Source organism: Burkholderia sp. AU33423 (assembly GCF_002223135.1).
GTDB lineage: Bacteria > Pseudomonadota > Gammaproteobacteria > Burkholderiales > Burkholderiaceae > Burkholderia > Burkholderia lata_D.
Map to the genome: position 1 here is coordinate 711,677 of NZ_NKFH01000005.1, position 26,539 is coordinate 738,215.

Below are 26,539 nucleotides of genomic sequence, written 5' to 3' on the forward strand. Positions count from 1 at the left end.
CCGGCATGATGCGGCACCCCGCACCGCACCGGCCCGCCTGCCGCCCGTCAGCCGAGCAGCAACGCGTCGTCGTCGAGCTGCTCGTGCCGCACCTTCTCGAACATCTGCAGCAGGTCCGGCACGTCGAGCCCCTTGCGCGCGTCGCCCGACACGTCGAGCACGACCTGCCCCTGGTGCAGCATCACCGTGCGGTCGCCGTAGTCGAGCGCCTGCCGCATGCTGTGCGTGACCATCATCGTCGTCAGCTTGCTCTCGGCGACGATGCGCGCGGTCAGCTCCAGCACGAACGCGGCCGTCTTCGGGTCGAGCGCGGCCGTGTGCTCGTCGAGCAGCAGGATCCGCGACGGCCGCAGCGACGCCATCAGCAGGCTCACCGCCTGCCGCTGGCCGCCCGACAGCAGCCCGATCCGGTCGGTCAGCCGGTTCTCGAGGCCGAGGTTCAGGAGCCGCAGCTTGTCGCGGAACAGCTCGCGCGACGGCCGGTCGAGCGCGGCCCGAAAGCCGCGCCGCGCACCGCGCGCCATCGCGAGCGCCATGTTCTCCTCGATCGTCAGCGCCTCGCAGGTGCCGGCCATCGGATCCTGGAACACGCGCGCGACGAGGTGCGCGCGATCCCACGCGGCCTTGCGCGTGACGTCCGTGCCGTCGATCGAGATGCGTCCCGCATCGACGGCCTGGTCGCCGCTGACCGCATTGAGGAAGGTTGACTTGCCGGCGCCGTTCGAGCCGATCACCGCGACGAACTGGCCGTCGGGAATCTCGAGCGACAGCCCGCGCAGCGCGCGCGTCTCGATCGGCGTGCCGGGATTGAACGTGAGTTTCAGGTCTTGTGCGGACAGCATGTCAGGCCCCTCCGTTCTTGCGCGCGAACAGCTTCTTGCGCGTCGCCGGCAGCACCAGCGCGATCGTGACGAGCGCGGCCGTCACGAGGTTCAGATCCTGCGCCTTCAGCCCGATGAATTCGCTGTTGAGCGCAAGCGCAATGAAGAAGCGGTAGACGATCGCGCCGAGCACGACGGCGAGCGTCGTCAGCACGAGCCGGCGCGCCGGCAGCAGCGTCTCGCCGATGATCACGGCGGCCAGCCCGATCACGATCGTGCCGATCCCCATCGAGATATCCGCGCCGCCCTGCGTCTGCGCGAACAGCGCGCCCGCGAGCGCGACGAGCGCGTTCGACAGCGCCATCCCGGCGAGCGTCGCACGGCCGGTCGCGATGCCTTGCGCACGCGCCATCCGCGGGTTCGCGCCGGTCGCGCGCATCGCGAGGCCGAGCTGCGACGAGAAGAACCAGTCGAGGCCGAGCTTCGCGACCACGACGACGATCGCGAGCAGCGCCGGGCGCAGCACGTAGTCGGGCATCCAGTCGGGCTGCAGCACGGTGAAAATGGTCGGCTCGGTGATGAGCGGCACGTTCGGCCGGCCCATGATCCGCAGGTTCACCGAATAGAGCGCGATCATCATCAGGATACTGGCGAGCAGGTCCATGATCTTCAGGCGCACGTTGAGCCAGCCGGTGATGAAGCCGGCCACCGCGCCCGCGACGATCGCGATGCAGGTCGAGCTGAACGGGTCGTAGCCGGCCGAGATCAGCGTCGCGGCGACGGCGCCGCCGAGCGGAAAGCTGCCGTCGACGGTGAGGTCGGGGAAGTTGAGGATGCGAAACGAGATCAGCACCCCGAGGGCGACGAGGCTGAAGATCAGGCCGATCTCCAGCGCGCCCAGAAACGAGAACAGAGACATGATGGGGAAATCCTGTTGCTTCCCGGCCGGACGTGTACGGCCGGGCGAAGCGAACGGGCGGCCCCGGGTGGGAGCCGCCCGTCCGGCGGGGTCGTTCAGGCCCGGATCGGGCCCGCAAGCACGGCGGTCGGGCCGCGGCTTACTTGATGACCGTCTTCGCGTCCTTGAGCAGATCCGGCGACAGCGTCACGCCCTGCTTCGCGGCCGCGCCCGTGTTCGCGAACAACTCGAGGTTGCTGCTCGTTTCCGACGCGATCACGCCCGGCTTCTCGCCCTTCAGGATGCGCGCGACGACCTTGCCCGTCTGGCGGCCGAGGTCGCCGTAGTTGATGCCGAGCGCCGCGATGCCGCCGCGCTTCACGCTGTCGGTGTCGCCGGCGACGAGCGGAATCTTCGCTTCGTTCGCGACCTTCACGAGCGCTTCGTACGCGGACACGACGTTGTTGTCGGTGTTCGTGTAGATCACGTCGACCTTGCCGATCAGGCTCTTCGCGGCCGGGCCGATGTCGACGGTACGCGGCGCGGCCGCTTCCTTCAGCGTCATCCCCTGCTTCGCGAGGATCTCCTTGAGTTCCTTCACGACGACGACCGAGTTCGCCTCGCCCGGGTTGTAGACCATGCCGACCGTCTTCGCATTCGGCACGACGCGCTTGATCAGCGCGACCTGGCGATCGAGCGGCAGCTTGTCGGAAACGCCCGTCACGTTGGTGCCCGACGGGCCCCAGCCCTTCACGAGCTGCGCGGCGACCGGATCGGTCACGCCCGAATAGACGACCGGCACGCTCTTCGTCGAGGCCACCACCGCCTGCGCGGCCGGCGTCGCGATCGCGACGATCACGTCGGGCTGGTCGCCGACGAACTTGCGCGCGATCTGTGCTGCCGTGCCCGTGTTGCCCTGCGCGCTCTGGTATTCCCACTTGAGCTTGTCGTCGCCGTAGCCTTCCGCCTTCAGCTCGGCGCGCAGGCCGTCGCGGATCGCATCGAGCGCCGGGTGATCGACGATCGACAGCACCTTGACGGTCTGGGCGTGCGCGGCACCGGCCAGCGCGAGTGCGGCCACGCCGGCCGTGATCGAACGGATCGCGAAAGTCTTGAAACGCTTCATGGGTGTGTCTCCCCCGTATTGTGTTGGTTCTGGATGATGGATTCCCGCCGCCGTCAGGCGGGCGCCGCCATGCGTACGAAGCGCTGGCGAACGGCCCGCGCACGCTCCGGGAAAGCGTGCAGCGGCGAACGCACGAGGATACCATTTCCGCAGACCACCGCCTGACTCCGCGCTTTCGCGGCATGCCCCGGATCGCCGCGCCCGTCGAAGCCCGTGAACGCGCGCGAAGCCCGGCCGGCGGCGGCTCCGGCCAGCCTCGGCGCAACGCGTCAGCCGCGCTCGCGGCTTTACGTTATGCTGTCGGCCGACCCAGTCCACGCCATCGGAGGGCACATGAAACGGGGGATCCGAGTCATCGCATTCGCGGCCGTCGCGCTGGCGCTGCCGGGTGTGGCATTTGCACTGACCGACGGCAGTGCGCAATACGACGACTGCATGCTCAATGCGCTGCGCGAAAGCCGCAACGGCGCGGCGGCGCAACTGATCCAGCGCTCATGCGACGCGCTGTATCGCAACAATGCGATGCTGCTGCCGCGCGAGCGGCGTTTTCACGAGTGCGTCGTGCAGTCGCTGCCAGGCGTGCGCGACAACTATGCGATCCAGCAGATCATGTCGATCTGCTCGCGGCGCGGCGAGATGTGAGCCGGCGTTGAACGCGCCACACCGTGCGGCCGTCGTCGATCGGCCGCGCCAATGAAAAAGGGCCTGCGCGATGCAGGCCCTTTTCGTTCAGCGGTCAGGCGGGTGGGCGGCGTTCAGAACGACGCGACCATCGAGCCCTTGAACTGCTTCTTGATGAATTCGCGCACTTCCGGCGACTGGTATGCCTTGACCAGCTTCTTCACCCACGGCTGGTCCTTGTCCTTCGCGCGCACGGCGATCAGGTTCGCATACGGGCTCGTCAGCGATTCGAGCGCGATCGCGTCCTTGGTCGGCTGCAGGTTCGCGGCGAGCGCGTAGTTCGTGTTGACCACGGCTGCGTCGACGTCCGACAGCACGCGCGGCAGTTGCGCGGCGTCGAGTTCGGAGATCTTCAGCTTCTTCGGGTTGTCCGCGATGTCGAGCACCGTCGCGTTGTTGCCGCCCGTGCCGGCGCCCGCCTTCAGCTTGATCAGGCCTTGCGTCTGCAGCAGCAGCAGCGCGCGGTTCTCGTTCGACGGATCGTTCGGCACCGCGACCTTCGCGCCTTGCGGCAGGTCCTTCAGCGCCTTGAACTTCTTCGAGTACACGCCCATCGGCGAGATGTAGGTCAGGCCCGCGCTGACCAGCTTGTAGCCGCGCTGCTTCACCTGGCTGTCGAGGTAGGGCTGGTGCTGGAAGCTGTTCGCGTCGAGGTCGCCCGAGTCGAGCGCCGCGTTCGGCTGCACGTAGTCGTTGAACTCGATGACCTTCACGTTCAGGCCTTCCTTCTCCTTCGCGACCTTCTGCACGAGCTGCCACACTTCCGAATCCGGGCCGGCGACCGTGCCGACCTTGATCACCTTGTCTTCGGCGTGCGCGCCTGCCGACAGCGTCAGTGCTGCACCGGTGGCCAGCACGGAAAATACCTTCAGGAGACTGCGACGCTTCATCTGTTTCTCGCTTTCTTGCTTACTGGATGACTGAAAAATGGGGCGCGATACGGGTATGCCCCGACTCGCAGGAAGGGGCAAATGGTGTCACAGGATCGGCGGGAAGTGAAATACATCCCGCTCATATGGGTATGCACCGCAGCGGTGCTGGCGGGGCCTGCTCGACTCGGCCGTTAGTTGCGTTCATGCGAGTCGCGCGTCAGCCGACGTGCGTCACGCCACCGCTGCCCGATCGGCCGCCTTCGTCTCGAATACCGGCTCCCCCACCTGCCCGCCGACCCGGAACGCGCCGACCGCATCGCGCAGCCGGGCGGCCTGTTCCTGCAGCGACGCGGCGGCCGCGGCGGCCTCCTCGACGAGCGCCGCGTTCTGCTGCGTCACCTGGTCCATCTGCGTGACCGCGCGCCCGACCTGCGTGATGCCGCTCGCCTGCTCCTCGGATGCCGCCGCAATCTCGCCCATGATGTCGGTCACGCGTGCGACGGCCTGCAGGATCTCGCCCATCGTCGTGCCGGCCTGGCCGACCAGCGTCGACCCGTTGCGTACGCGCTCGACCGAGTCGACGATCAGCTCGCGGATCTCCTTCGACGCCGTCGCGCTGCGCTGCGCGAGCGAACGCACTTCGCCCGCGACCACCGCGAAGCCGCGGCCCTGCTCGCCGGCACGCGCGGCTTCGACCGCCGCGTTCAGCGCGAGGATGTTGGTCTGGAACGCGATGCCCTCGATCACGCCGATGATGTCGGCGATCTTGCGCGAGCTGTCGTCGATCTCGCCCATCGTGCCGATCACGCGGTTCACGACGTCGCTCCCGGTGCGCGCGATCTCCGACGCGCTGTTCGCGAGCCCGCTCGCCTGCCGCGCGTTGTCGGCGTTCTGCTTCACGGTCGCGGTCAACTGCTCCATGCTCGCGGCGGTTTCTTCCAGCGATGCGGCCTGCTCCTCGGTGCGCTGCGACAGGTCGTCGTTGCCCGCCGAGATCTGGCGGCTCGCCGACGCGATCGATCCGGCCGACTGGCGAATCCCGCCGATCGTCGCCTGCAGCCGTGCCTGCATGTCGTGCATCGCGGCCATCATGCTCGTGCGGTCGCCCGCCCGTACGGGCACCGGCTGCGTCAGGTCGCCCTGCGCGATGCGCGTCGCGAGCGCGGCCGCTTCGTCAGGCTCGCCACCGAGGCTGCTGCGCACGTTGCGGATGATCACCAGCATCGCCACGCTGATCACGAAGCCGATCACGAACACGACCGCGAGGTGGCCGAGCAGCGTCCGGTAGTAGAGGGTGTCGATGTCCTTCAGGAAGACGCCGCTCGAGATGTTCCAGTCCCACGGCGTGAAGCGCGTGACGTAGCTGATCTTCGGCACGGCGGTCTCGCTGTGCGGCAGGCGCCCGCGATACTCGGCGAAGCCGCTGCCGGTTTCCTTCGCCGCGTTCAGGATCGTGACGAACAGCGGCTTGCCGTCCGGATCGAGATAGTCGCCGACCTGCGTGCCGACCAGCTTCGGCAGCGTCGGATGCATCAGCACGACCGGCTTCGAATCCATCACGAACACGTAGCCCGAATCGCCGTAGCGCATCGCGGCCAGGCTCGCGAGCGCGTCGCGCTTCGCGTCGGCCTCGGGCAGCGTGCCGCTCTGCGCGAGTGCGTGATACGCCTTCACGATGCCGGCCGCCGAATCGACGAGATTCGCGATGCCTGCCTTGCGTTCGGCGAGCATCGTCGCGCGCGTCTCGTATGCGCTCCATGCGCCGACGCCCAGGAGACCGATCCATACCAGCGCAAGCGCGAGCCACAGCTTGCGGTTCAAACTCATTCTGCTCATCTGCGTGCCTCTGTCGATGTCGATGCGCACGCTGCGCGCGAACGGCCTGCCGCGCGCAAACGCTTGCCCATTCATTTACGGCACCGAGGCTTACAACTTGAATACGGCCGGCGCCGCGAACCCGCGATCGACATGCCGCCCGCGCACCGCGCCGCACCGCGGCCGCCGGCGCGACAGTCCGCATCCGCTGTGCTAAAAAGACCGGCTAGCCGGCACACGAAGAGCCGGCGCCATTCCGAGGGCCACCCATGTACGTCATCGACATCCACTACACCGCATCGCTCGAGCGCATCGACGACGCGCTCGAACGCCATCGCGCATTCCTGCAGCCGCAGTTCGACAAGGGCATCTTCATCGCAGCGGGGCCGAAGGTGCCGCGCGAAGGCGGCGTGATCCTCGCGGCCCGCATCGATCGCGACGAGCTGGACGCGATCCTGAAGACCGATCCGTTCGTCATCGACGGGCTCGCCACGTATCGCGTGACGGAATTCCGGATCACGCGTGCCGCATCCGGCTTCAACGTGCCCGCGCTGCCGTAACGCGACATCTGCGCGACATCCACGCGATACGCGCGCAGGCCGCTACGCCGCCCGGCGGGCGGCGCATGCAAACAACGAAGAGGGAGGGAAAACGTGACGGCGCGAGACGGCCGTCACGTGATCGCCGGGCCGGGCGCCCGGCGGCTACCGGTCAGTCGACCAGCAGCTTCAGGTCGTGGACCCACGGGCCGGGGCCCTGGCCGTCGCGCACGAACAGGCGCAGCTTGCCGTCGCGGTCGAACACGTAGCTCGCGGCCGTGTGATCCATCGTGTAGGTGCCGGGCGTCTTGCCGGGCACCTTCGCGTAGTACACGCGGAAATCCTTCGTGACCTTCTTCAGCGCCGCTTCGTCGGCCGGCCGCAGGCCGATGAACGACGGATCGAACGCGGGCACGTACTGGCCGAGCAGCGCCGGCGTGTCGCGTTCCGGATCGATGGTGACGAACAGCACCTGCACGCGCTTCGCGGCATCGGGCCCGAGCTGCTTCAGCGCTTCGGACAGCTCGGCCATCGTCGTCGGGCACACGTCCGGGCAGTGCGTATAGCCGAAGAACATCACGACCGCACGGCCCTTGAAGTCGGCGAGCGTACGCACCTTGCCGGCCGTATCGGGCAGCGAGAAGTCGCTGCCGAACTGCGTGTTGCCGGTGATGTCGAGATTCTGGAATTTCGGCGCGTTGTCGCATCCGGCGAGCAGCAGCGCTGCCGTGAATGCGCATGCGAGCATCCAGCCTTGGCGCGCGCGGCGCCCGAAACGTGATGGGAGCATTGCGTTCAAACCGTGCGGTTACACGCCGAGCAGCGGGCGTGCATAGTGATCGACGAGCAGCGCGGCGAACAGCAGCGACAGATAGACGATCGAGTAGCGGAAGGCCTTGCGGGCGAGTTCGTCCGAGTAGTCGCGGTGGATCTTCCACGCATACGCGAGGAACACCGCGCCGAGCAGCACCGCGCTCGTCAGGTAGACGGCCCCGCTCATCCCGGAGATGAACGGCATCAGCGTGACCGCGAACAGGATCACCGTGTACAGCAGGATGTGCAGCCGCGTGAATTTCTCGCCGTGCGTGACCGGCAGCATCGGCAGCCCCGCGTTCTCGTAATCCTTGCGGCGATACAGCGCGAGCACCCAGAAATGCGGCGGCGTCCAGACGAAGATGATCAGCACGAGGATCCACGCGTCGCCCGGCACCGCGCCGGTGACCGCGGCCCAGCCGAGCGCCGGCGGCATCGCGCCCGACGCGCCGCCGATCACGATGTTCTGCGGCGTCATCGGCTTGAGCAGCAGCGTGTAGATCACGGCGTAGCCGACGAACGTGGCGATCGTCAGCCACATCGTCAGCGGGTTCGTGAACGTATAGAGCGTCCATGCGCCGACGCTGCCGAGCACGGCCGAGAAGAGCAGGATCTGGGGGGGCGTGATCTCGCCGCGCGCGGACGGGCGCCACGCGGTGCGGCGCATCATCGCGTCGATCTTCTGTTCGACGAGGCAGTTGATCGCGAACGCGGCGCCGGCCAGCAGCCAGATGCCGACCGTACCGCCGATCAGCACATGCCACGGCACCATGCCCGGCGTCGCGAGGAACATGCCGATCACCGCGCAGAACACCGCGAGCTGCGTGACACGCGGCTTCGTCAGCGCCATGTATTGCGAAAACCGGCTACCGGGCGATTGGGAGAGGGTGCTTTGCATGGGGGCGGTCACGCCGGGGCGGCGTCGCGCACAGGCTGCGCGACACGGCCGGGGCGGCTTGAAAGGATGCGAAAGTTTAACATGACGACGAGCAGCAGCAGGATCGCGGCCCCGCCGTTGTGCGCGACGGCGACCGGCAGCGGCCACTGCAGCACGATGTTGGTCAGGCCCGTCACGAACTGCAGCAGGACGACCAGCAGCACGCCGTTCGCGGGCCGCCGCAGCGATTCGAAGCGGCGCATCTTCAGCGCGAACGCAACCAGGTACGCGACCACCACGAACGCGAACGTGCGGTGCGTCCAGTGGATCGCGACCAGCGCGTCCTGCGTGATCGCCTCGCCGTCCTTCGTCATCCCGAGCGCGCGCCACAGGTGGAAGCCGTGCTGGAAGTCCATCGGCGGGATCCACTGGCCGTTGCAGGTCGGGAAGTCGGTGCACGCGAGCACCGCGTAGTTGGTGCTCACCCAGCCGCCGAGCGCGATCTGCACGACCAGCAGCACGAGCGCCGCGAGCGCGGCCGCGCGATAGCGGCCGGCTTCGGGGTCATGCGACGGCAGCGGCGTCTGCCGCGCCGCGAGCCAGCCGAGCGTGCCGAGCAGCGTGAGGCCGAGCAGCAGGTGGATCGTGACGATCACCGGCTGCAGCTTCATCGTGACCGTCCACGCGCCGAACGCGCCCTGCACGAGGATCAGCAGCAGCAGGCTCGTCGGCCACCACGGCGACACGTGCAGCGGGCGGCGGCGCAGCCGCGCGGACCATGCGATCACGACCTGCGCGATGATCAGCACGCCGATCGCCATCGCGAAATAGCGGTGGATCATCTCGATCCACGCCTTCGACATGCTGACGGGGCCCGTCGGCATCGCCTGGTGCGCGGCCGTGATCGCGGCGTGCGCGATGAACGGCGACGACGTGCCGTAGCAGCCGGGCCAGTCCGGGCAGCCGAGCCCCGAATCGGTCAGCCGCGTGAAGCCGCCGAACATCACCAGGTCGAGCGTCAGGAAGGTGGTGATCCACACCAGCTTGCGAAACTTGTTGTCGTCGGCCTTCACCCACACGTACGACAGCGGCAGCAGCGCGATGCAGAAGCCGATCAGGCCGAGTTGCAGTAGATACGCCATCGGTTCAATGCCTCTCGTCTTGCCTTAGCCGATGCTCGACCACTTCAGCAGCTTCGTCACGTCCGACTTGATCTTGCTGGGGTTCGGATCCTTCGGGAAGCGCATCATCAGGTTGCCGTTCGGGTCGACCATGTAGATGTGGTCGCTATCCTTCGTGCCCGCGTCGGCCGGCAGCCACGCGGCCACCGCGGCCGGGTCGGCGACGAGACGGCGCGTGTCCGGGTACGCATCCAGCACATTCTGCGGCGTCGCGCCCGCGTCGCTGCGCAGCCACACCATCGTGAGCCGGTGCCGCTCGCCCGCCTGCGTGACGCGGATCTGGCGCATGAAATAGAGCTTCTTCGCGCAGGCCTCGTCGCACGCACTGCTGTCGGTCATCACGAACAGCCACACGCCGCGCAGCGACGACAGCGGCACGGTCTTGCCGGTTTCGTCGGTCACCTGCAGATCCGCGGGGATCGGGCGCTGCGGCTCGATCAGCGTGCCGTAGTTGGTCGAGCCGCCCTTCGGCTTGATCACGTAATAGGTGAAGTACGACGCGATCATCGGTGCGGCGCACACGAGACCCAGCAGCACGAGCATCCAGCGGCCGCGCTTGCGGGCCGCCGGCGACATCGGCGCAGCGGCCGAACCCTGACGGGGAGATTGCATGGACAAATCAGACCTCTCGAAACGAACCCGCGGCGCCGGCGCCGCGTCCTGGCATGGCGCTCACGCGCCGGCCGACTTCTTCGCCGCACGCCGCGCGGCGTACAGGCCGAAGCCGAGCGCGGCCGCCGCCATCGCCCACCACTGAAACATGTAACCGTAATTGCGCTCGACGCCGGTCGTCGCCGCCGGCCAGTCGCGCACGAGCTTGTCGCCGTCGTCGCTCGTCTGCTGGATCACGAACGGCTGCAGCGGCAGCCCCGTTTCCTTCGCATACGCGGCGACGTCCAGGTTCTGCCGGATCTTCTGGTGCGCAGCCGACCCGCCTTCGCCGAGCTCGAATGCCCGCGACGCGTCGGCGCGCGCGATGCCCACGATCTCGACGTCGCCCGCCGGCGTCGCGAACGGCTCGATCGCCGTGCGATCGGCGATATTGCGCGGCAGCCAGCCGCGATTCACGAGCACGACGCCGCCGCCCGTGAGTTTAAACGGCATCACGACGTAAAAACCCGGCTGGTCGTTATAAGGCCGATTGTCGAGGAACACGGCCTGCTCGGGCATGAAACGGCCTTTTGCCCGCACGCGATGAAACTCGATCGACGCGAGCGGAACCGGCTGCGCGCCGATATCGACGGGCACCGCCTGCTCGTAGCGCGCGATGCTCGCCTGCAGCGCTTCCTTCTGGTGCGCGCGGTCGCGCTGCCAGAAACCGAGACGGATCGTTACCGCGACGACGACGAGGATCAGCAGCGCGGGCAGCCAGCGTATCTTCATCATGCGGCCCGCCCGGCACCTGCTGACAAGCGAAGTGCGATAATTATCCTCTTCCTTTCGAATTGCCGTCGTCCGGTTCGTGTCATGCACATACTCGTTCCCATCGCCTTCGTCCTCATCATTGCCAGCATGGGCTCGGCGCTCTACTTCATGATGCACGACCGCGGCCACACGAAACGCATGGTCTGGTCGCTCGCCACCCGCGTCGGGCTGTCGGTGTCGCTGTTCCTGCTCATCCTGATCGCGAACTGGGTGGGCTGGATCCATTCGACCGGCCTGCCGATCGGGCGTTGATCGATTGGCCGCCGCGGCCGCTGTGACATTTCGCCGCACGGCCACGGCTCCAAGCAAAAGCGCCGCCTGACTGAGTCGCGGCGGCGCCCGGGTGGTGAAGGCCGGCAGTCACGCTGCCCGGCCGACCCAATGAAAACGGCCCGCGCATTGCTGCGCGGGCCGTTGTTCCATTTACAGCCAGTAGACGACGACGTACAGACCGAGCCAGACGACGTCGACGAAGTGCCAGTACCACGCGGCGCCTTCGAATGCGAAGTGGTGATCGGGCTTGAAGTGGCCGCGGATCATCCGCACCAGCACCACCGCCAGCATCGTGCCGCCGAGGAACACGTGGAAGCCGTGGAAACCCGTCAGCAGGAAGAACGTCGAACCGTACACGCCCGAGTTCAGCGTCAGGTTCAGTTCGTTGTACGCGTGGTAGTACTCGAAGCCCTGCAGGAACAGGAAGCAGATACCGAGCGCGAGCGTCGCGGCCAGCCAGGCGATCGCCTTCTTGCGGTAGTCGTCACGCAGCGCGTGGTGCGAGATCGTCAGCGTCACGCCCGACGACAGCAGGAATGCGGTGTTCAGCGTCGGGATCGGCCACGGGCCCATCGTCTTGAAGTGACCGGCGAGCGCGGCGGGGCCTTCGTTCGGCCACACGGCGGAGAAGTCCGGCCAGATCAGCTTGTAGTCGAGGCTGCCGAGCTGGTGCAGCGCGATTTCACGTGCATAGAACAGCGCGCCGAAGAACGCGCCGAAGAACATGACTTCCGAGAAGATGAACCAGCTCATGCTCCAGCGGTACGACTTGTCGACGTTCTTGCCGTAATGACCGCCTTCCGATTCGGCGATCGCGTCACCGAACCAGTGATACAGCGTGAAGAGCAACCAAAGCAGGCCGAGCAGCGCCGTAAACGGCGCCCAGTCGTGACCGTTGATCCACAGCGCTGTCGATCCGAGCATGACCAGCAGGCCGATGGCCGCGCTGATCGGATGCTGCGACGGATGCGGCACGAAATAGTACGGGGTCTGGTTTTGACCGCTCATGCTTGATTCTCCACTTCAGTCCAATTTGTGTACCGGAAACCGCTCCGGCTTTATTTCTTGCGCGGCGTGACCACCACCGCTCCTTCCTGCACGCGGCGCCGTGGCGCCGCGCACTGCATTCTTATTTCGTGGCCGCGGGCTTCAGCCCACGACGGCACGCACGATCAGGATCAGCACGCCGATGAACACACCGGCCGCCAGCAACGCGACGATCAGCACGTGCAGCGGATTCAGCTGCGTCGCGTCGGCCTCCAGGTCGCGCCGCTTGCGCACCCCGAAGAACGACCACAGCACGGCTTTCAGCGCCTGGCCGAACGACCCGTCCCGCTTGCCCTCCGTCATCGCCCCGCCTCCGTCGTCATGCGTCCGGCTTCGCCGCGCCCTGCGCCGCGGTCTTGCCCGGCGCGGGCGCCGGCGTGGCCGGCGTATTCAGCTCGAAGAACGTGTACGACAGCGTGATCGTCTTCACGTCCTTCGGCAGTTTCGGATCGATCACGAACACCACCGGCATCTTGCGCGATTCGTTCGCGGCCAGCGTCTGCTGCGTAAAGCAAAAGCACTCGATCTTCTTGAAGAACTCCGTCGCCTGCTTCGGCGCGTAGCTCGGAATCGCCTGGGCAACGACCGGCCGGCCCTGCCCGTTCGTCACGTCGTACACGATCGTCGTCAGCTCGCCCGGATGCACGTCGAGGCTGTTGTGCTCCGGCTTGAAACCGAGCGGCCCGCGCGCATTCGCATCGAACTCGACCGACACCGTGCGGCTGGTATCGACCTGCGAGTTCTTCACCTCGCGCTCGCTGACATCGCGCTGCACCAGGTTGTTGATGCCGGTGATCTGGCAGATCGCCCGATACATCGGGATCAGCGCGAAGCCGAAACCGAACATCAGCCCGGCCACGACGAAGAGCTTCACCAGCATCGAACGATTGAACGCCCGATCGACGGCGCCCTCTTCCGGCTTCGACATACGACAACTTCCTCGCTACTGCGTCTGTTGCTGCATCAGTGAGTGGACAGCCACCACTGCTTGATCACGACACCCATAAAAAAGACGGCGGCGATGACGAGCAGGGTGAGGCCGAGCCGCTTGTTGCCCGCGCGGATCTGCTCGGGCGTTCGTCTTTGTTGTGGATTCCGGTTCATCTGCAACTTCGGTTCGACGCCCGCCGCGCCTGCCTGCGCGGCAGGCAGCGGCGGAACGCACTGTGAAACTTACTCGACGTGCGGCGGTTGCTCGAACGTGTGGAAGGGAGCCGGGCTCGGCACCGTCCACTCGAGGCCTTCCGCGCCATCCCACGGCTTGTCCGACGCCTTTTCCAGCTCGCCGCCGCCACGGTACGCCGGCAGCGCGACCGCGAACAGGAAGTACACCTGCGCGAGGCCGAAGCCGAATGCGCCGATCGTCGCCACCTGGTTGAAGTCCGTGAACTGCGCCGGGTAGTCCGCGTAGCGACGCGGCATGCCTGCGAGACCGACGAAGTGCATCGGGAAGAACGTCAGGTTGAAGAAGATCATCGACGCCCAGAAGTGGATCTTGCCGCGCGTCTCGTTGTACATCCAGCCCGTCCACTTCGGCGCCCAGTAGTACCAGCCCGAGAACAGCGCGAACAATGAGCCGGCCACCAGCACGTAGTGGAAGTGCGCCACCACGAAGTAGGTCCCGTGATACTGGATGTCGAGCGGCGCCATCGCGAGCATCAGGCCCGTGAGACCACCGAACGTGAACACGAACAGGAAGCCGATCGCGAACAGCATCGGGGTTTCGAACGTCATCGAGCCGCGCCACATCGTCGCGAGCCAGTTGAACACCTTCACGCCCGTCGGCACCGCGATCAGCATCGTCGCGTACATGAAGAACAGCTGGCCGGTGACCGGCATGCCCGTTGCGAACATGTGGTGCGCCCAGACCATGAACGACAGGATCGCGATCGAAGCGGTCGCGTACACCATCGAGCTATAGCCGAACAGCGTCTTGCGTGCGAACGCCGGGATCACCTGCGACACGATCCCAAACGCCGGCAGAATCATGATGTACACCTCGGGGTGGCCGAAGAACCAGAAGATGTGCTGGTACATCACCGGGTCGCCGCCGCCTGCCGCGTTGAAGAACGACGTGCCGAAGTGGCGGTCGAACAGCACCATCGTGATCGCGCCTGCCAGAACCGGCATCACGGCGATCAGCAGGTACGCCGTGATCAGCCACGTCCATGCGAACATCGGCATCTTCATCAGCGTCATGCCCGGTGCGCGCATGTTCAGGATCGTCACGACGATGTTGATCCCGCCCATGATCGACGACGCGCCCATGATGTGGACCGCGAAGATCGCGAAGTCCATGCCCGGGCCCATCTGCGTCGACAGCGGTGCGTAGAGCGTCCAGCCGGCGGCCGTCGCGCCACCCGGCGCGAAGAACGAACCGACCAGCAGCACGGCCGCGACCGGCAGCAGCCAGAAGCTGAAGTTGTTCATCCGCGCGAACGCCATGTCGGACGCGCCGATCTGCAGCGGAATCATCCAGTTCGCGAAGCCGACGAACGCCGGCATGATCGCGCCGAACACCATGATCAGGCCGTGCATCGTCGTGAGTTCGTTGAAGAACTCCGGACGCATGATCTGCAGGCCCGGTTCGAACAGCTCGGCCCGGATGGCGAGCGCCATCACGCCGCCCGACAGGAACATGATGAACGAGAACAACAGGTACAGCGTACCGATGTCCTTGTGGTTGGTGGCGAACAGCCAGCGCCGCCAGCCGTGCGGCATTTCGTGCGCGTGGTCGTCGTGCGCGTGGTCCGCGGCTACGTCGTGCCCGATGCTAGACATGAGAATCTCCTAATGCGAATACGTCGACTAACTCAGCGACACGTCAAGCCGCCGGGCCGATCTCGACACGCCGGGCTTCCTTCGCGTCAGCCCCGCCCGTGATCGTTTCCGGCTTTTTGAGAATAATGTGGTCTTCCGCCACGCCTGCTGCCTTCAGCGCGTCGCGCACGGCTTGTGCGCGATGCTTCGCCAGTTCGGCGTTCGCGTCGGCCGAGCCCGTCTTGTCGGTAAAGCCCGACAGCGCGAGCTTCGCGTCCGGATGTGCCTTCGCATAGTCGGCCGCGGCGGCGATCGCCGCCTTCGCGTCGGCCGGCAGCACGCTCTTGCCCGTCTCGAAGTAGATCGTCGACAGTGCGGCCGATGCCGCTGCCGCCGGCTGCTCCGCGCCCGACGCAGCCTGCGCCGGTGCCGAAGCGGCTTCCGCCGGCGCCGCTGCTGCTGCGCCCGCCGCGTCTTCCGGCATCTTGCCGTTACGCGCGTCGGCCACTTGCTTCGGCTGCAGCAGGTCGTTCTTGTGGTTGCCCCACGAATTGCGTTCGTACGTGACGACCGAGGCGATGTCGAGATCCGACAGCGACGCCCACGACGGCATCGCGCCCTTGCCATGCAGCACGCGCTCGACGTGGCCGGCGATCGGGCCGTTCACGATCGGGCTGCCGTCCATGGCCGGGAAGGCGCCGAGGCCCTTGCCGCTCACCTGGTGGCAGGCCGCGCAGTTCGCCTTGTAGACTTCCTCGCCGTGCGCGACGAGTTCAGCCATCGTGTAGACCTTGTTCGGATCGACTGCGGCGCTGGCCAGCTTGGCTTTCTGCGCGGTGACCCACTTCGCGTAGTCGTCATCCGACAGGACCTCGACGACGACCGGCATGTACGCGTGTTCCTTGCCGCACAGCTCGGTACAGAAACCGCGGAACGTACCGACCTTGTCGGCCTTGAACCACGTGTCGCGCACGAAGCCGGGGATCGCATCCTGCTTCACGCCGAACGCGGGCACGTACCACGAGTGGACGACGTCGTTCGCGGTCGTGATGATGCGGATCTTCTTGTTGACCGGCACGACGAGCGGGTTGTCGACTTCCTGCAGATAGGTGTCGGTGATCGGCTTCTTGCCCATCACTTCGTCACGCGGGGTGCTGAGCGTCGACAGGAAGCCGATGCCCTCGCCCGGGCCCTTCACGTAGTCGTAGCCCCACTTCCACTGGTAGCCGGTGACCTTGATCGTGAGATCGGCGTTCGTCGTGTCCTTCATCGCGACGACGGCCTTCGTCGCCGGCAGCGCCATCAGCACGACGATGACGAACGGCACGATCGTCCAGATGATCTCGACGGTCGTGCTTTCATGGAAATTGGCGGCCTTGTGGCCCTTGGATTTGCGGTGCGCGAAGATCGAATAGAACATCACGCCGAACACGCCGACGAAGATCACCGTACACAGGATGAGCATCATCGTGTGGAGATCGTAGAGCTCCTCGGCGATCTTCGTGACAGGCGGCTGAAAGTTGATCTCGTTGACACGGGGGCCGCCCGGGCTATCACCGACCGCCAGGGCGGCACCGGCAAAGAGCAATCCGCTGCATGCCAGCACGCCCGCGAGGGCTCGCTTGATTGTTTTCATAGCATCCTTACCCAAAATTTCCATTCAAACCCTCCCCCGTCGCAAGCTACCGGCCCTATCCGCCGGTGCCCGCGCCTCGTCAGCCGCAGCGCCTGAGCGACGCGCGCAGTTCGTCGGCGAACTGCGCCCGCTTGTACTGCGCGAGATGCTGCCCGATTACGACGGTCTGCCCGCGCGATACCAGCCGAATCGGATCGCGTGGCGTCGCACCCGGCTCGACCCGCACCCAGCGCGGGTTGAATTCGATCTGCGTGAGCCGCTCCGCATCCATCCGCTCGATCACGAGCCGGTGCGGATACAGCCTGATGCGCTCGTAATCGACCGCATGGCGAGCATAGATCGCAAATGCGACACCCACAGCCAGCAATTCGATTCCGGTGAAGGGCATGACGAGCCAAGCCCCCCGCCACATCAGCAATGTCGCGATCACCAGCGAGAAGCTCGCGAGCGACGCATAAAACAGCACGAACTGGCGCGGCGACGCCGAACAGTTGCGTTTCATGAGCCAGTCCTCGAGGACCGGCTCGCCGTTCGTCGTCTCCGCCAAAACCCTCGCTGCTTCCATCGCCGCCTCACGCGAATGGCATGCGATGCATGCCTGCATCGGACTCGTCGCCCCGTATTGCGGGGACCCCGGGACGACAAGCTGACGCATTATAGGCGGGTTCAATGGCATCCACAAGCAAGCGACTATCGGCCCGCGAGCCAAGCGCGACAAGCTTTCCGGCCATTTCAGGCGCCATTTCGACCCCGCTTTGCGCCGCTAATTTCAGACATAACAAAACCCCTCTTTACCGCTTTACCGATTCTTCGGACGCCCCTTTCCGATGTCCTCGATGCGCACGATCCCGTGCCCTTCGGCGGTCGTGCGCGGCACGGCCTTCCATGCATGGCCGTAGATCACTTCGAACGTCAGCGGAATCGTGCCGTCCGCGCGCCGGCGGGCCTCGAGCGCGTCGCCGAGCGCCGCGCGAAAGCGCCGCGTCGCGCGTTGCGGCGCCTCGCGGCCGAACGGATAGGCGCCCCAGCGGCGCACGTCGGCCAGCAGGGAGTCGGGGGATTTGTAGGTGACGGTCAGCACTTCCTGATCCATCACGGGAATCTCGAAGCCGCTCTCGACGAGCATGTCGCCGAGGTCGTGCATGTCGACGAAATCGATCACGCGCGCGGCGGGCGGCGCCATGCCGAGCGCCGCTTCGGCGTCCGCGCAGGCCGCGCGCAGTTCGCGCAGCGTATCGGGGCCGAGCGTGCTGAACATCAGCAGCCCGTTCACGCGCAGCACGCGCTGCCATTCGGGCAGCACCGCGTCCGGGCGCGAATGCCAGTGGAGGGCGAGATTCGACCAGATCAGGTCGAACGCGCCGCCGGGGAACGGCAGCGCGGCGAAATCGGCCTGCGCGACGCGCGGGCCGCGCGGGCCCAGTGCGCGGCCGAGCGAGGCCGGCAGCCAGCGGCGCCAGCTCGTCTGCTCGACTTCGCGCTGCCCTGCTCGCGCGAGCATCGCGCCGGACAGGTCGACGCCGAATACCGGCGCCTCCGGAAAGCGCGCGCGCAGCGCCGGCAGGTCGTCGCCCGGGCCGCAGCCCGCGTCCAGCACGGCCGTGGGGCTCACCTTGATGTATTCGAGGCGCTCGTTCATGCGCTGCGCGATCTCGCGCGGCAGGAACGCGACCGCATCGAACGTGGCGGCACGGCGGTCGAAGATCCGCCGCAAGCGCCTTGCGTCATTGGCCGGACGGCCGGTTGAAGTCGAAGCTGGGGACATGTCGGGCACACTGGCGAAGAGCCCGAAGTATACTCGCTCGCCTCGCGGGCTTCATTGAGGCGGGGTGTCAGGAGTGTTGCGATGATCCGCAGTTCCGCCCCGCGCACGATGCGCGTCGCTTTGTCGCAGGTTCGCGCGCTGGCAGCGCGTGTCGCCGCGGTCGCGCTGCCGAATCGCTGCGCACTGTGCGGCAATATGTCACACGCCGTGATTTGTGGCGCTTGCGACGCCGCGTACTGGAATGAAGCGCGGCTGCGCTGCGACGTCTGCGCGCTGCCGCTGGGCATCGGGCCATCGCGTTCGCCCCCGCTGCGCGGCGCTCGCGCCGGCGCCGGCCGCGCGGCCGCATACCGGTGCGACGCGTGCCGCGCGGCGCCGCCGCCATTCGATGCGACGCTCGCGCTGGCGGATTACCGCGCGCCGCTCGACGGGCTCGCGCGCGGCCTGAAGTTTCACCGGCAACTCGCGCTCGGCACCGAATTCGCGGTGCGGCTCGCCCGGTTGATCGACGATACACCCGGCGCCAGCGGCTTCGACCTGATGGCGCCCGTGCCGCTGTCGCACCGGCGGCTCGTCGCGCGCGGCTACAACCAGGCGTGGGCCATCGCACGCCCGCTTGCGCGGCGGCTCGGCGTGCGTGCGGATGCGGCGCTGCTCGCACGGGTCGCCGATACCGCGCCGCAGTCGCGGCTCGACCGGCACGCACGGCGCGACAACATGATGGCGGCATTCGCGGTGGCGGGTGGCGTCGCCGGCCATCACGTCGCGCTCGTCGACGACGTGATGACGTCCGGCGCGACGCTCGCGGCCGCCGCGCACGCGCTGAAGGCGGCGGGCGCCGCGCGCGTGACGAATCTGGTTGCGCTGCGCACCGCCAGGGATTAATTAGATAGAGAGGCCAGCCGCCCGAACACGGCGGCGGCCGCCACGAACCGGCCGGCCGGGAACGCGCACATGGCGCCGCCCCAGCCGGCCCAGCCAGACCGAAACATGTTCAACGTCGTCCTCGTCGCCCCCGAAATTCCGCCGAACACCGGCAACGTGATCCGCCTGTGCGCCAACACGGGCGCGCGCCTGCACCTGATCGAGCCGCTCGGCTTCCCGCTCGACGACGCGCGGATGCGTCGCGCGGGCCTCGACTATCACGAGTATGCGCAGATGCGCGTGCACCGCGACTGGGATGCGTTCGTCGCGGCGGAAACGCCCGATCCCGCGCGGATGTTCGCGTTCACGACGCGCGGCTCGGGCCGCTTCCACGATCATGCGTTCCTGCCCGGCGACTGGTTCGTGTTCGGCTCGGAAACGCGCGGCCTGCCCGCCGAGCTGCTCGAACGCTTCCCGAACGAACAGCGCGTGCGCCTGCCGATGCGGCCGGACAACCGCAGCCTGAACCTGTCGAACACGGTCGCGGTGGTCGTGTTCGAGGCGTGGCGCCAGGCCGGTTTCGAAGGCGGCGCATGACGCCTGCGCGGCGCATCCCGCACCGCGGGACGCGTCACGTCCGCGCGAGCCGCGCGCGATACAGGTCGTAGATGTCGGGAGAAAAGCACGCGAACACCACACGTGCGAGATTCGGCGCCTGCGGCAGCATTTCGGCAACGGTGCCGACCGCGATCTCGACGGCTTCCTCAGCCGGATAGCGATAGATGCCGCAACTGATCGCCGGGAACGCGATCGACGTCGCCGCGACCTCCTCGGCCAGCTCGATCGCACGCCGGTAGCACGACGCGAGCAGGTCGGCCTCGCCGCGCCCGCCGCCGTGCCACACGGGCCCGACCGCATGGATCACGTAGCGCGCCGGCAGCCCGTGGCCGCGCGTGAGCTTGGCGTCGCCCGTTTCGCAGCCGCCGAGCGTGCGGCATTCGGCAAGCAGGCCGGGGCCGGCCGCGCGGTGGATCGCGCCGTCGACGCCGCCCCCGCCGAGCAGCGAGCCGTTCGCGGCGTTGACGATCACGTCGACATCGAGCGTCGTGATGTCGACGACCTGCGCATCGAGCGTGGTGGAATGGATCCGCAGCATGACAACCTCCCGGAACGCCGGAGACTGTTCAAGCGTAGCGCGCTTTGACACCGCGCGCCCGAAACGAACACGGCGCCGGGCGGCGCCGGGCCGCGTTACTCGGCGCGCGCGTCGCGCCGCAGCAGGCCGCTGACGGCGTCGCGCGGCGCGACTCCATCGAACAGCACGCCGCACACGGCTTCGGTGATCGGCATTTCGATCGACTGCGCGCGCGCGATGGCCAGCACGGCCTGCGCGCAGCGCACGCCTTCGGCCACGTGGCCGAGCGCGCCGAGGATATCGCTCAGCGTGCGGCCCGCCGCCAGTTGCAGGCCGACCGTGCGGTTGCGCGACAGGTCGCCCGTGGCGGTGAGGATCAGGTCGCCGAGGCCCGTGAGGCCCGTGAAGGTTTCCGCCCGGCCGCCGAGCGCGACGCCGAGCCGCGACATTTCGGCGAGGCCGCGCGTAATCAGCGCGGCGCGCGCGTTCAGCCCGAGGCCGAGGCCGTCGGCGATGCCGGTCGCGATCGCGAGCACGTTCTTCACCGCGCCGCCGACCTCGACGCCGACCACATCGTCGCCCGTATAGATTCGCATCGCGCCGTGATGGAACGCGGCGAGCGTACGCTCGCGGCATTCGGCGGACGTGCTCGCCACCGTCAGCGCGACGGGCAGCGACTGCCCGACCTCGCGGGCGAAGCTCGGCCCCGACAGCACGCCGTTGCTGCGCTGTTCGGGCAGCTCGGCCGCGATCACCTGATGCGGCAGCAGATGCGTGTCTGCCTCGAAGCCCTTGCAGACCCAGACGACATGCGCGGGCACGCAGCCTGCGTCGCGCATCGCGTGACACAGCGTGCGCAGCCCGGCCACCGGCGCGGCGATCACGCACAGCGCGTCGTCCGCGGCGCCATGCGCGAGCGCGGCGCCGAGATCGGCGTCGTAGCGCAACGCGTCAGGCAGCGCGATGCCGTCCAGATAGCGGGAATTTTCGTGCCGGGCCTGCAGCCCGGCGATGAGCGCGGTGTCGCGCGCCCACAGAAGCGTATCGTGCCGCGCGGCCAGATGGCCCGCGAGCGCGGTGCCCCAGGCACCGGCGCCGAGAACGGCTACTTTCATACCCAGCACCGGTCCTCCGAATGAAACGTCAGTTCAGCGTCGTGCCGTTCGGTGCGCCTGCTGCGGCACCGGCCTGCTGCTGAAGCTGCGCGAGGCGTTGTTCGTACAGCGCCTGGAAGTTGATTTCCGCCAGGTGGATCGGCGGGAAGCCCGCACGCGTGATCGCGTCGGCGATGTTCGAACGCAGGTACGGGAACAGGATCGTCGGGCAGGCGATGCCGACGAGCGGGTCGAGCTGTTCGTCCGGAATGTTGCGGATGTCGAAAATGCCGGCCTGCTTCGCTTCGATCAGGAACGCGACCTTGTCCTTCACCTTCGCGGTGACGGTGCCCGACACGACGACTTCGAACACGCTTTCCGCGAGGCGGTCGGCCTTGACGTCGACTTCGACTTCAACCGACGGCATGTCCTGCTCGAGGAAGATCGCCGGCGAATTCGGCTGCTCGAGCGACATATCCTTCAGGTAGACGCGCTGGATGTTGAAGAACGGTTGGTTTTCGACGTCGGACATGGTGTTTCCCTAAAAGTGGTGACGGGGCGGCCCGGCTTCTCGCCGGCCGCCACGGATGAATCCTGCGCGCCCAAGCCGCGGCGCGGCCGGCGGCCATTCTGCCCTAATCAGGCCGCTTGCAGAAGCGGAACGAGCCCGCCTTCGCGGTCGAGCTTCGACAGATCGTCGTAACCGCCGACGTGCGTGTCGCCGATATAGATCTGCGGCACCGTGCGGCGCCCCGTGCGCGTCATCATTTCGTCGCGGCGGGCCGGATCGCGGTCGATCAGCACCTTCTCGATCTGTTCGACACCGCGCAGCTTCAGCAGGCGCTCTGCCTGGACGCAATACGGACACACCTGCGTGCTGTACATCAAAACCTTGTTCACTTCGCCACTCCTTGTTTGACGACCGGCATCCCGGCCTGCTGCCAGGCGGCCACGCCGCCCTCGAGCACGTGCACCTCGGCGTAACCCGCCGCCTCGACCTCGCGCGCCGCCTTCTGCGACTGCTGGCCGTTCTGGCAGACGAGCAGCACCGGCGTGCTCTTGTTCTTCGCGACCTGCGCAATTTTCGCGCCGATCTCGCCCGCCGCGACCTGACGTGCCGACGGCAGGTGGCCGGCGGCGAAGTCGGACGCGGCGCGCACGTCGATCACGACCGCGTTGCGGCGATTGATGAGCTGCGTCGCCTCCGCAGCCGACAGGCCGCCGCGGCCGCGGCGCAGCGCGGGCCAGGCCAGCAGGCCGCCGGATACCACCAGGATCGCGATAAGGGCCAGGTTGGTGTAATTGGTAAAGAACGTCACGGAATTCCGCCGGAAAAAGAGAAATCGGATGAGGACAATCCCGCCATTATAAAATAACCGTCTTGCGCGATGGCGGGCCCGGGTCGGGTCCTGCGCGACGCGCCACGGCTTCCTTCACTACCGACCGCAAGATCCATGTACAAACTCGTTCTCATCCGCCACGGCGAATCGACGTGGAACAAGGAAAACCGCTTCACCGGCTGGGTCGACGTCGACCTGACCGAACAGGGTCGCAACGAGGCCTACCAGGCCGGCGAATTGCTCAAGGAGGCCGGCTACACGTTCGACATCGCGTACACGTCGGTGCTCAAGCGCGCGATCCGCACGCTGTGGCACGTGCAGGACAAGATGGACCTCATGTACCTGCCGGTCGTCCACTCGTGGCGCCTGAACGAGCGCCACTACGGCGCGCTGTCGGGCCTGAACAAGGCGGAAACGGCCGCGAAGTTCGGCGACGACCAGGTGCTCGTGTGGCGCCGCAGCTACGACACGCCGCCGCCCGCGCTCGAGCCGACCGACGAACGCGCGCCGTTCAACGACCCGCGCTACGCGAAGGTGCCGCGCGAGCAGCTGCCGCTCACCGAGTGCCTGAAGGACACGGTCGCGCGCGTGCTGCCGCTGTGGAACGAGTCGATCGCCCCGGCGGTGCGCGCCGGCAAGCAGGTGCTGATCGCCGCGCACGGCAACTCGCTGCGCGCGCTGATCAAGTACCTCGACGGCATCTCGGACAGCGACATCGTCGGCCTGAACATCCCGAACGGCGTGCCGCTCGTGTATGAACTCGACGAGAACCTGAAGCCGATCAAGCACTATTACCTCGGCGACCAGGACGCGATCGCGCAGGCGCAGGCCGCCGTCGCGAAGCAGGGCAAGGCGGGCTGACGCCCGTCGGCCGGGTGAGCCGGACGGGCCGCGCGTCCGGTGCGGCCCGCCCGGCCCCACCCCTTGCCCTGCGCACCGCGCGAACCTTCGCGGCACCGGCGCTGTCGAATCCGCTTTCGAACCCGCAGCGCGCGGCGGTGCCCCGCCGGGCCGGCTCCGGGCCCTTTTCGACGCTTTTCGCGCCGTTCCACTGAGTTATCGGACGAACAGTTATACTTGTCCGCTACATCATCCCCGCTACCGCCACGCGCTTCCCGACCGCACCAGATCTCTATGCGAATGAAATTGAAGAACATCGGCCTGATTGCCGCGGGCCTCGCCACGGGCGTGTTCGCCACGCTGCAGGTTTCCGCATCGGCCGAGCAGACCGCCACGGCGCCGCTTCCCCTCGACCAGCTCCGCCTGTTCGCGGAAGTCTTCGGACAGATCAAGCGCGAGTACGTCGAACCGGTCGACGACAAGAAGCTGCTGACGGCCGCGATCAAGGGCATGGTGTCGAGCCTCGACCCGCATTCGTCGTTCCTCGACAAGACCGACTATGACGAGCTGCAGGAGCAGACGAAGGGCCGCTTCGCGGGTCTCGGCATCGAGATCTCGCAGGAAGACGGCCTCGTCAAGGTCATCTCGCCGATCGAGGATACCCCCGCGTTCCGCGCCGGCATCCGTCCGGGCGACCTGATCACCCGCATCAACGACAAGCCGGTGCGCGGCATGACGCTCGACAAGGCCGTCAAGCAGATGCGCGGCGAGCCGGGCACCAAGGTCACGCTGACGATCTTCCGCAAGAGCGACGACCGCACGTTCCCGGTCACGGTCACGCGCGCGATCATCAAGGTCCAGAGCGTGAAGATGAAGATCCTCGATCCGGGCTATGCGTATGTCCGCATCACGAGCTTCCAGGAGCGCACGACGCCCGATCTCGCCCAGAAGCTGCAAGATATCGCACGCCAGCAGCCGAACCTGAAGGGCCTCGTCCTCGACCTGCGCAACAACGGCGGCGGCCTGCTGCAGAGCGCGGTCGGCGTGGCCGGCGCGTTCCTGCCGCCCGACTCCGTCGTCGTGTCGACCAACGGCCAGATCGCCGATTCGAAGCAGGTCTACCGCGATACGTACGACAATTATCGCCTGCCGTCCTTCGACGGCGATCCGCTGAAGAACCTGCCGCCGGTCTTCAAGACCGTGCCGATGATCGTGCTGACGAACGCCTATTCGGCGTCCGCGTCGGAAATCGTCGCCGGTGCGCTGCAGGATTCGAAGCGTGCGCAGATCATGGGCAAGACGACGTTCGGCAAGGGTTCGGTGCAGACGGTCCGCCCGATGACGGCCGACACCGCGCTGCGCCTGACCACCGCGTACTACTACACGCCGAGCGGCCGTTCGATCCAGAACAAGGGCATCACGCCGGACGTGCCGGTCGATCAGTACGCCGACGGCGATCCGGACGACGTGCTCGTGACGCGCGAGGTCGACTACACGAACCACCTCGCGAACACGCAGGATCCGAACGAGAAGAAGGAACAGGAAGACCGCGAACAGCGCCGGATGGATCAGCTGCGCGTTCTTGAAGAGCAGAACGACAAGAAGACGCCGGAGCAGCGCCAGAAGGATCGCGATCGCAAGCCGATCGAGTTCGGCAGCGCCGACGACTTCATGATGCAGCAGGCGCTCAACAAGCTCGAAGGCAAGCAGGTCCAGGCATCGAAGTCGCTGCTCGCCGAGAGCACGACGAAGGGCCCGGCCGCCAAGGCTGCCACGGCTGCGAAGGCATCGGGCGCGAGCGCCGCGAAGCCGGCTTCCGCACCGAAGCCCGCGTCGGCGCCGAAGTAAGCGCCGGCCGGCATCCGACGGGCCATCGCGGGAAGACCGCGATGGCCCGTTTTTCATGCGCGCCTAAAATAACGACACAGACGCCGCCTCGCCACGACTCCCCATGAACGACGATCAACTCCTTCGCTACTCCCGTCACATCCTCGTCGACGAAATCGGCATCGAGGCGCAGCAGCGCTTTCTCGATGCGCACGCGATCGTCGTCGGCGCGGGTGGTCTCGGCTCGCCCGCCGCGATGTACCTCGCGGCATCGGGCGTCGGCACGATCACGCTCGTCGACGCCGATACGGTCGATCTCACGAACCTGCAGCGGCAGATCCTGCACGTGACGGCGTCGGTCGGCCGCCACAAGGTCGAATCGGGGCGCGACGCGCTCGCGCAGCTGAACCCCGAGGTGAAGGTGCACGCGGTCGCGGAGCGCGTCGACGATGCGTGGCTCGACGGGCACGTGCCGCACGCGACCGTCGTGCTCGACTGCACCGACAACTTCGCGACGCGGCATGCGATCAACCGCGCCTGCGTCGTGCACGGCGTGCCGCTCGTATCGGGCGCCGCGCTGCGCTTCGACGGGCAGATCAGCACGTTCGATTTCCGCGACCCGGCCGCGCCTTGCTATGCATGTGTGTTTCCGGAAGACCAGCCGTTCGAGGAAGTCGCGTGCGCGACGATGGGCGTGTTCGCGCCGACGGTCGGGATCATCGGCGCGATGCAGGCCGCCGAGGCGCTGCGCGTGATCGGCGAAATCGGCAAGACGCTCAACGGCCGGCTGATGATGCTCGATTCGCTGCGGATGGAATGGACGACGATGAAAATCGCGCGCCAGGCCGACTGCCCCGTGTGCGGGGGCCGGCACTGACGCGCGACGGGCATGCGCCGGGCGGCGCATGCG

The 26,539-nt window shown here is 67.1% G+C and carries 32 protein-coding genes; 9 read left to right on the plus strand and 23 right to left on the minus strand.

Going from position 1 to position 26,539, the window contains the following annotated elements:
* Positions 1–47: 47 nt before the first annotated feature.
* From CFB50_RS15790 to CFB50_RS15800, 3 genes are all read right to left on the minus strand, one after another.
* The gene (locus tag CFB50_RS15790) at positions 48–842 is read right to left on the minus strand and encodes an ABC transporter ATP-binding protein (RefSeq protein WP_011353261.1); all 795 of its coding nucleotides are present in this window, start codon (positions 840–842) and stop codon (positions 48–50) included.
* A 1-nt stretch (position 843) separates the two neighbouring features.
* Positions 844–1,740 (minus strand): ABC transporter permease, encoded by an 897-nt coding sequence (locus CFB50_RS15795; protein WP_039346181.1) that lies wholly within the window; start codon positions 1,738–1,740, stop codon positions 844–846.
* Between the two features lie 139 nt (positions 1,741–1,879).
* Positions 1,880–2,845, minus strand: a complete 966-nt coding sequence (locus CFB50_RS15800; RefSeq protein WP_089446472.1) for an ABC transporter substrate-binding protein — start codon at positions 2,843–2,845, stop codon at positions 1,880–1,882.
* Between the two features lie 333 nt (positions 2,846–3,178).
* On the opposite strand from CFB50_RS15800, the gene CFB50_RS15805 reads away from it, so the two are divergent.
* Positions 3,179–3,487, plus strand: coding sequence for a VF_A0006 family four-cysteine protein (locus tag CFB50_RS15805; RefSeq protein WP_089446473.1), 309 nt, complete (start codon positions 3,179–3,181; stop codon positions 3,485–3,487).
* 113 nt (positions 3,488–3,600) lie between these two features.
* Here the strand turns inward: CFB50_RS15805 and CFB50_RS15810 are convergent, their stop codons facing one another.
* Positions 3,601–4,416: a MetQ/NlpA family ABC transporter substrate-binding protein gene (locus tag CFB50_RS15810; protein WP_069248920.1), complete on the minus strand. Its 816-nt coding sequence runs from the start codon at positions 4,414–4,416 to the stop codon at positions 3,601–3,603.
* Positions 4,417–4,629: 213 nt separating this feature from the next.
* The gene (locus CFB50_RS15815; protein ID WP_089446705.1) at positions 4,630–6,234 is read right to left on the minus strand and encodes a methyl-accepting chemotaxis protein; all 1,605 of its coding nucleotides are present in this window, start codon (positions 6,232–6,234) and stop codon (positions 4,630–4,632) included.
* Here CFB50_RS15815 and CFB50_RS39520 point away from each other — a divergent pair.
* Positions 6,209–6,430 carry a hypothetical protein gene (locus CFB50_RS39520; protein WP_179254184.1) on the plus strand — a complete coding sequence of 74 codons (222 nt, stop codon included), beginning with the start codon at positions 6,209–6,211 and terminating at the stop codon, positions 6,428–6,430. The genes CFB50_RS15815 and CFB50_RS39520 overlap by 26 nt on opposite strands.
* A 52-nt stretch (positions 6,431–6,482) precedes the next feature.
* Entirely contained in the window at positions 6,483–6,773 is a 291-nt protein-coding gene (locus CFB50_RS15820) for a YciI family protein (RefSeq protein ID WP_089446474.1), read from the plus strand.
* Between the two features lie 151 nt (positions 6,774–6,924).
* Here the strand turns inward: CFB50_RS15820 and CFB50_RS15825 are convergent, their stop codons facing one another.
* From CFB50_RS15825 to CFB50_RS15845, 5 genes are read right to left on the minus strand one after another with little or no spacing between them, the layout of a single operon-like run.
* Positions 6,925–7,542: an SCO family protein gene (locus CFB50_RS15825; protein WP_089446475.1), complete on the minus strand. Its 618-nt coding sequence runs from the start codon at positions 7,540–7,542 to the stop codon at positions 6,925–6,927.
* Between the two features lie 18 nt (positions 7,543–7,560).
* Positions 7,561–8,463, minus strand: a complete 903-nt coding sequence (cyoE, locus tag CFB50_RS15830; protein WP_047852250.1) for a heme o synthase — start codon at positions 8,461–8,463, stop codon at positions 7,561–7,563.
* 8 nt (positions 8,464–8,471) lie between these two features.
* Positions 8,472–9,584: a COX15/CtaA family protein gene (locus tag CFB50_RS15835; RefSeq protein ID WP_069248923.1), complete on the minus strand. Its 1,113-nt coding sequence runs from the start codon at positions 9,582–9,584 to the stop codon at positions 8,472–8,474.
* A 24-nt stretch (positions 9,585–9,608) separates the two neighbouring features.
* Positions 9,609–10,235, minus strand: coding sequence for an SCO family protein (locus CFB50_RS15840; RefSeq protein WP_089446476.1), 627 nt, complete (start codon positions 10,233–10,235; stop codon positions 9,609–9,611).
* A 60-nt stretch (positions 10,236–10,295) separates the two neighbouring features.
* Complete coding sequence (locus CFB50_RS15845) at positions 10,296–11,006, minus strand: SURF1 family protein (protein WP_069249372.1); 711 nt, start codon at positions 11,004–11,006, stop codon at positions 10,296–10,298.
* A gap of 84 nt (positions 11,007–11,090) precedes the next feature.
* Here CFB50_RS15845 and CFB50_RS15850 point away from each other — a divergent pair, with 84 nt between their 5' ends.
* Positions 11,091–11,300, plus strand: a complete 210-nt coding sequence (locus tag CFB50_RS15850) for a twin transmembrane helix small protein (RefSeq protein ID WP_089446477.1) — start codon at positions 11,091–11,093, stop codon at positions 11,298–11,300.
* A gap of 171 nt (positions 11,301–11,471) precedes the next feature.
* Here CFB50_RS15850 and CFB50_RS15855 read toward each other — a convergent pair whose 3' ends face one another.
* From CFB50_RS15855 to CFB50_RS15890, 8 genes are all read right to left on the minus strand, one after another.
* Positions 11,472–12,329: a cytochrome c oxidase subunit 3 gene (locus tag CFB50_RS15855; RefSeq protein WP_069248926.1), complete on the minus strand. Its 858-nt coding sequence runs from the start codon at positions 12,327–12,329 to the stop codon at positions 11,472–11,474.
* 141 nt (positions 12,330–12,470) lie between these two features.
* Positions 12,471–12,671 (minus strand): DUF2970 domain-containing protein, encoded by a 201-nt coding sequence (locus CFB50_RS15860; RefSeq protein WP_069248927.1) that lies wholly within the window; start codon positions 12,669–12,671, stop codon positions 12,471–12,473.
* Between the two features lie 16 nt (positions 12,672–12,687).
* Complete coding sequence (locus tag CFB50_RS15865; protein ID WP_011353276.1) at positions 12,688–13,296, minus strand: cytochrome c oxidase assembly protein; 609 nt, start codon at positions 13,294–13,296, stop codon at positions 12,688–12,690.
* A 35-nt stretch (positions 13,297–13,331) separates the two neighbouring features.
* Positions 13,332–13,472 (minus strand): cytochrome oxidase small assembly protein, encoded by a 141-nt coding sequence (locus tag CFB50_RS39525; protein WP_089446478.1) that lies wholly within the window; start codon positions 13,470–13,472, stop codon positions 13,332–13,334.
* A gap of 69 nt (positions 13,473–13,541) precedes the next feature.
* Positions 13,542–15,149 carry a cytochrome c oxidase subunit I gene (gene ctaD / locus CFB50_RS15875; RefSeq protein WP_069248929.1) on the minus strand — a complete coding sequence of 536 codons (1,608 nt, stop codon included), beginning with the start codon at positions 15,147–15,149 and terminating at the stop codon, positions 13,542–13,544.
* A gap of 43 nt (positions 15,150–15,192) precedes the next feature.
* Positions 15,193–16,788 (minus strand): cytochrome c oxidase subunit II, encoded by a 1,596-nt coding sequence (gene coxB / locus CFB50_RS15880; protein WP_089446479.1) that lies wholly within the window; start codon positions 16,786–16,788, stop codon positions 15,193–15,195.
* A gap of 55 nt (positions 16,789–16,843) precedes the next feature.
* Positions 16,844–17,368, minus strand: coding sequence for a DUF2244 domain-containing protein (locus tag CFB50_RS15885; protein WP_069248931.1), 525 nt, complete (start codon positions 17,366–17,368; stop codon positions 16,844–16,846).
* Positions 17,369–17,563: 195 nt separating this feature from the next.
* Positions 17,564–18,529, minus strand: coding sequence for a methyltransferase domain-containing protein (locus tag CFB50_RS15890; RefSeq protein ID WP_089446480.1), 966 nt, complete (start codon positions 18,527–18,529; stop codon positions 17,564–17,566).
* Positions 18,530–18,610: 81 nt separating this feature from the next.
* Between CFB50_RS15890 and CFB50_RS15895 the strand changes: the two genes are divergently transcribed.
* Together CFB50_RS15895 and trmL are read left to right on the plus strand one after the other, a co-directional pair.
* A complete protein-coding gene (locus tag CFB50_RS15895) occupies positions 18,611–19,414 on the plus strand; it encodes a ComF family protein (RefSeq protein ID WP_089446481.1) in 804 nt (267 codons plus the stop codon).
* Between the two features lie 105 nt (positions 19,415–19,519).
* Complete coding sequence (trmL, locus tag CFB50_RS15900; RefSeq protein WP_011353282.1) at positions 19,520–19,990, plus strand: tRNA (uridine(34)/cytosine(34)/5-carboxymethylaminomethyluridine(34)-2'-O)-methyltransferase TrmL; 471 nt, start codon at positions 19,520–19,522, stop codon at positions 19,988–19,990.
* A 34-nt stretch (positions 19,991–20,024) separates the two neighbouring features.
* Here the strand turns inward: trmL and CFB50_RS15905 are convergent, their stop codons facing one another.
* The 5 genes from CFB50_RS15905 to CFB50_RS15925 form a co-directional block, all read right to left on the minus strand.
* Positions 20,025–20,549 (minus strand): O-acetyl-ADP-ribose deacetylase, encoded by a 525-nt coding sequence (locus tag CFB50_RS15905; protein ID WP_089446482.1) that lies wholly within the window; start codon positions 20,547–20,549, stop codon positions 20,025–20,027.
* A 95-nt stretch (positions 20,550–20,644) separates the two neighbouring features.
* Positions 20,645–21,643: an NAD(P)H-dependent glycerol-3-phosphate dehydrogenase gene (locus CFB50_RS15910; RefSeq protein WP_089446483.1), complete on the minus strand. Its 999-nt coding sequence runs from the start codon at positions 21,641–21,643 to the stop codon at positions 20,645–20,647.
* 28 nt (positions 21,644–21,671) lie between these two features.
* Positions 21,672–22,154, minus strand: a complete 483-nt coding sequence (gene secB, locus CFB50_RS15915; protein ID WP_011353285.1) for a protein-export chaperone SecB — start codon at positions 22,152–22,154, stop codon at positions 21,672–21,674.
* A gap of 107 nt (positions 22,155–22,261) precedes the next feature.
* Positions 22,262–22,522, minus strand: coding sequence for a glutaredoxin 3 (gene grxC, locus CFB50_RS15920; RefSeq protein ID WP_089446484.1), 261 nt, complete (start codon positions 22,520–22,522; stop codon positions 22,262–22,264).
* Entirely contained in the window at positions 22,519–22,941 is a 423-nt protein-coding gene (locus CFB50_RS15925; protein WP_027785516.1) for a rhodanese-like domain-containing protein, read from the minus strand. Before CFB50_RS15925 ends, grxC begins: the two co-directional genes overlap by 4 nt.
* A 135-nt stretch (positions 22,942–23,076) precedes the next feature.
* Between CFB50_RS15925 and gpmA the strand changes: the two genes are divergently transcribed.
* The 3 genes from gpmA (at position 23,077) to CFB50_RS15940 (ending at position 26,506) form a co-directional block, all read left to right on the plus strand.
* Complete coding sequence (gene gpmA, locus CFB50_RS15930; RefSeq protein WP_027789056.1) at positions 23,077–23,823, plus strand: 2,3-diphosphoglycerate-dependent phosphoglycerate mutase; 747 nt, start codon at positions 23,077–23,079, stop codon at positions 23,821–23,823.
* A 273-nt stretch (positions 23,824–24,096) separates the two neighbouring features.
* Positions 24,097–25,650 (plus strand): S41 family peptidase, encoded by a 1,554-nt coding sequence (locus CFB50_RS15935; RefSeq protein ID WP_089446485.1) that lies wholly within the window; start codon positions 24,097–24,099, stop codon positions 25,648–25,650.
* Between the two features lie 103 nt (positions 25,651–25,753).
* The gene (locus CFB50_RS15940) at positions 25,754–26,506 is read left to right on the plus strand and encodes a HesA/MoeB/ThiF family protein (protein WP_089446486.1); all 753 of its coding nucleotides are present in this window, start codon (positions 25,754–25,756) and stop codon (positions 26,504–26,506) included.
* Positions 26,507–26,539 lie beyond the last annotated feature (33 nt).

What these genes read in the sequence shown, in the direction of transcription:
- CFB50_RS15790 (WP_011353261.1), bottom strand. Translation starts at nt 842, where the DNA reads ATGCTGTCCGCACAAGACCTGAAACTCACGTTCAATCCCGGCACGCCG.
- CFB50_RS15795 (WP_039346181.1), bottom strand. Translation starts at nt 1,740, where the DNA reads ATGTCTCTGTTCTCGTTTCTGGGCGCGCTGGAGATCGGCCTGATCTTC.
- CFB50_RS15800 (WP_089446472.1), bottom strand. Translation starts at nt 2,845, where the DNA reads ATGAAGCGTTTCAAGACTTTCGCGATCCGTTCGATCACGGCCGGCGTG.
- CFB50_RS15805 (WP_089446473.1), top strand. Translation starts at nt 3,179, where the DNA reads ATGAAACGGGGGATCCGAGTCATCGCATTCGCGGCCGTCGCGCTGGCG.
- CFB50_RS15810 (WP_069248920.1), bottom strand. Translation starts at nt 4,416, where the DNA reads ATGAAGCGTCGCAGTCTCCTGAAGGTATTTTCCGTGCTGGCCACCGGT.
- CFB50_RS15815 (WP_089446705.1), bottom strand. Translation starts at nt 6,234, where the DNA reads ATGAGCAGAATGAGTTTGAACCGCAAGCTGTGGCTCGCGCTTGCGCTG.
- CFB50_RS15820 (WP_089446474.1), top strand. Translation starts at nt 6,483, where the DNA reads ATGTACGTCATCGACATCCACTACACCGCATCGCTCGAGCGCATCGAC.
- CFB50_RS15825 (WP_089446475.1), bottom strand. Translation starts at nt 7,542, where the DNA reads ATGCTCCCATCACGTTTCGGGCGCCGCGCGCGCCAAGGCTGGATGCTC.
- cyoE (WP_047852250.1), bottom strand. Translation starts at nt 8,463, where the DNA reads ATGCAAAGCACCCTCTCCCAATCGCCCGGTAGCCGGTTTTCGCAATAC.
- CFB50_RS15835 (WP_069248923.1), bottom strand. Translation starts at nt 9,584, where the DNA reads ATGGCGTATCTACTGCAACTCGGCCTGATCGGCTTCTGCATCGCGCTG.
- CFB50_RS15840 (WP_089446476.1), bottom strand. Translation starts at nt 10,235, where the DNA reads ATGCAATCTCCCCGTCAGGGTTCGGCCGCTGCGCCGATGTCGCCGGCG.
- CFB50_RS15845 (WP_069249372.1), bottom strand. Translation starts at nt 11,006, where the DNA reads ATGAAGATACGCTGGCTGCCCGCGCTGCTGATCCTCGTCGTCGTCGCG.
- CFB50_RS15850 (WP_089446477.1), top strand. Translation starts at nt 11,091, where the DNA reads ATGCACATACTCGTTCCCATCGCCTTCGTCCTCATCATTGCCAGCATG.
- CFB50_RS15855 (WP_069248926.1), bottom strand. Translation starts at nt 12,329, where the DNA reads ATGAGCGGTCAAAACCAGACCCCGTACTATTTCGTGCCGCATCCGTCG.
- CFB50_RS15860 (WP_069248927.1), bottom strand. Translation starts at nt 12,671, where the DNA reads ATGACGGAGGGCAAGCGGGACGGGTCGTTCGGCCAGGCGCTGAAAGCC.
- CFB50_RS15865 (WP_011353276.1), bottom strand. Translation starts at nt 13,296, where the DNA reads ATGTCGAAGCCGGAAGAGGGCGCCGTCGATCGGGCGTTCAATCGTTCG.
- CFB50_RS39525 (WP_089446478.1), bottom strand. Translation starts at nt 13,472, where the DNA reads ATGAACCGGAATCCACAACAAAGACGAACGCCCGAGCAGATCCGCGCG.
- ctaD (WP_069248929.1), bottom strand. Translation starts at nt 15,149, where the DNA reads ATGTCTAGCATCGGGCACGACGTAGCCGCGGACCACGCGCACGACGAC.
- coxB (WP_089446479.1), bottom strand. Translation starts at nt 16,788, where the DNA reads ATGGAAATTTTGGGTAAGGATGCTATGAAAACAATCAAGCGAGCCCTC.
- CFB50_RS15885 (WP_069248931.1), bottom strand. Translation starts at nt 17,368, where the DNA reads ATGCAGGCATGCATCGCATGCCATTCGCGTGAGGCGGCGATGGAAGCA.
- CFB50_RS15890 (WP_089446480.1), bottom strand. Translation starts at nt 18,529, where the DNA reads ATGTCCCCAGCTTCGACTTCAACCGGCCGTCCGGCCAATGACGCAAGG.
- CFB50_RS15895 (WP_089446481.1), top strand. Translation starts at nt 18,611, where the DNA reads ATGATCCGCAGTTCCGCCCCGCGCACGATGCGCGTCGCTTTGTCGCAG.
- trmL (WP_011353282.1), top strand. Translation starts at nt 19,520, where the DNA reads ATGTTCAACGTCGTCCTCGTCGCCCCCGAAATTCCGCCGAACACCGGC.
- CFB50_RS15905 (WP_089446482.1), bottom strand. Translation starts at nt 20,549, where the DNA reads ATGCTGCGGATCCATTCCACCACGCTCGATGCGCAGGTCGTCGACATC.
- CFB50_RS15910 (WP_089446483.1), bottom strand. Translation starts at nt 21,643, where the DNA reads ATGAAAGTAGCCGTTCTCGGCGCCGGTGCCTGGGGCACCGCGCTCGCG.
- secB (WP_011353285.1), bottom strand. Translation starts at nt 22,154, where the DNA reads ATGTCCGACGTCGAAAACCAACCGTTCTTCAACATCCAGCGCGTCTAC.
- gpmA (WP_027789056.1), top strand. Translation starts at nt 23,077, where the DNA reads ATGTACAAACTCGTTCTCATCCGCCACGGCGAATCGACGTGGAACAAG.
- CFB50_RS15935 (WP_089446485.1), top strand. Translation starts at nt 24,097, where the DNA reads ATGCGAATGAAATTGAAGAACATCGGCCTGATTGCCGCGGGCCTCGCC.
- CFB50_RS15940 (WP_089446486.1), top strand. Translation starts at nt 25,754, where the DNA reads ATGAACGACGATCAACTCCTTCGCTACTCCCGTCACATCCTCGTCGAC.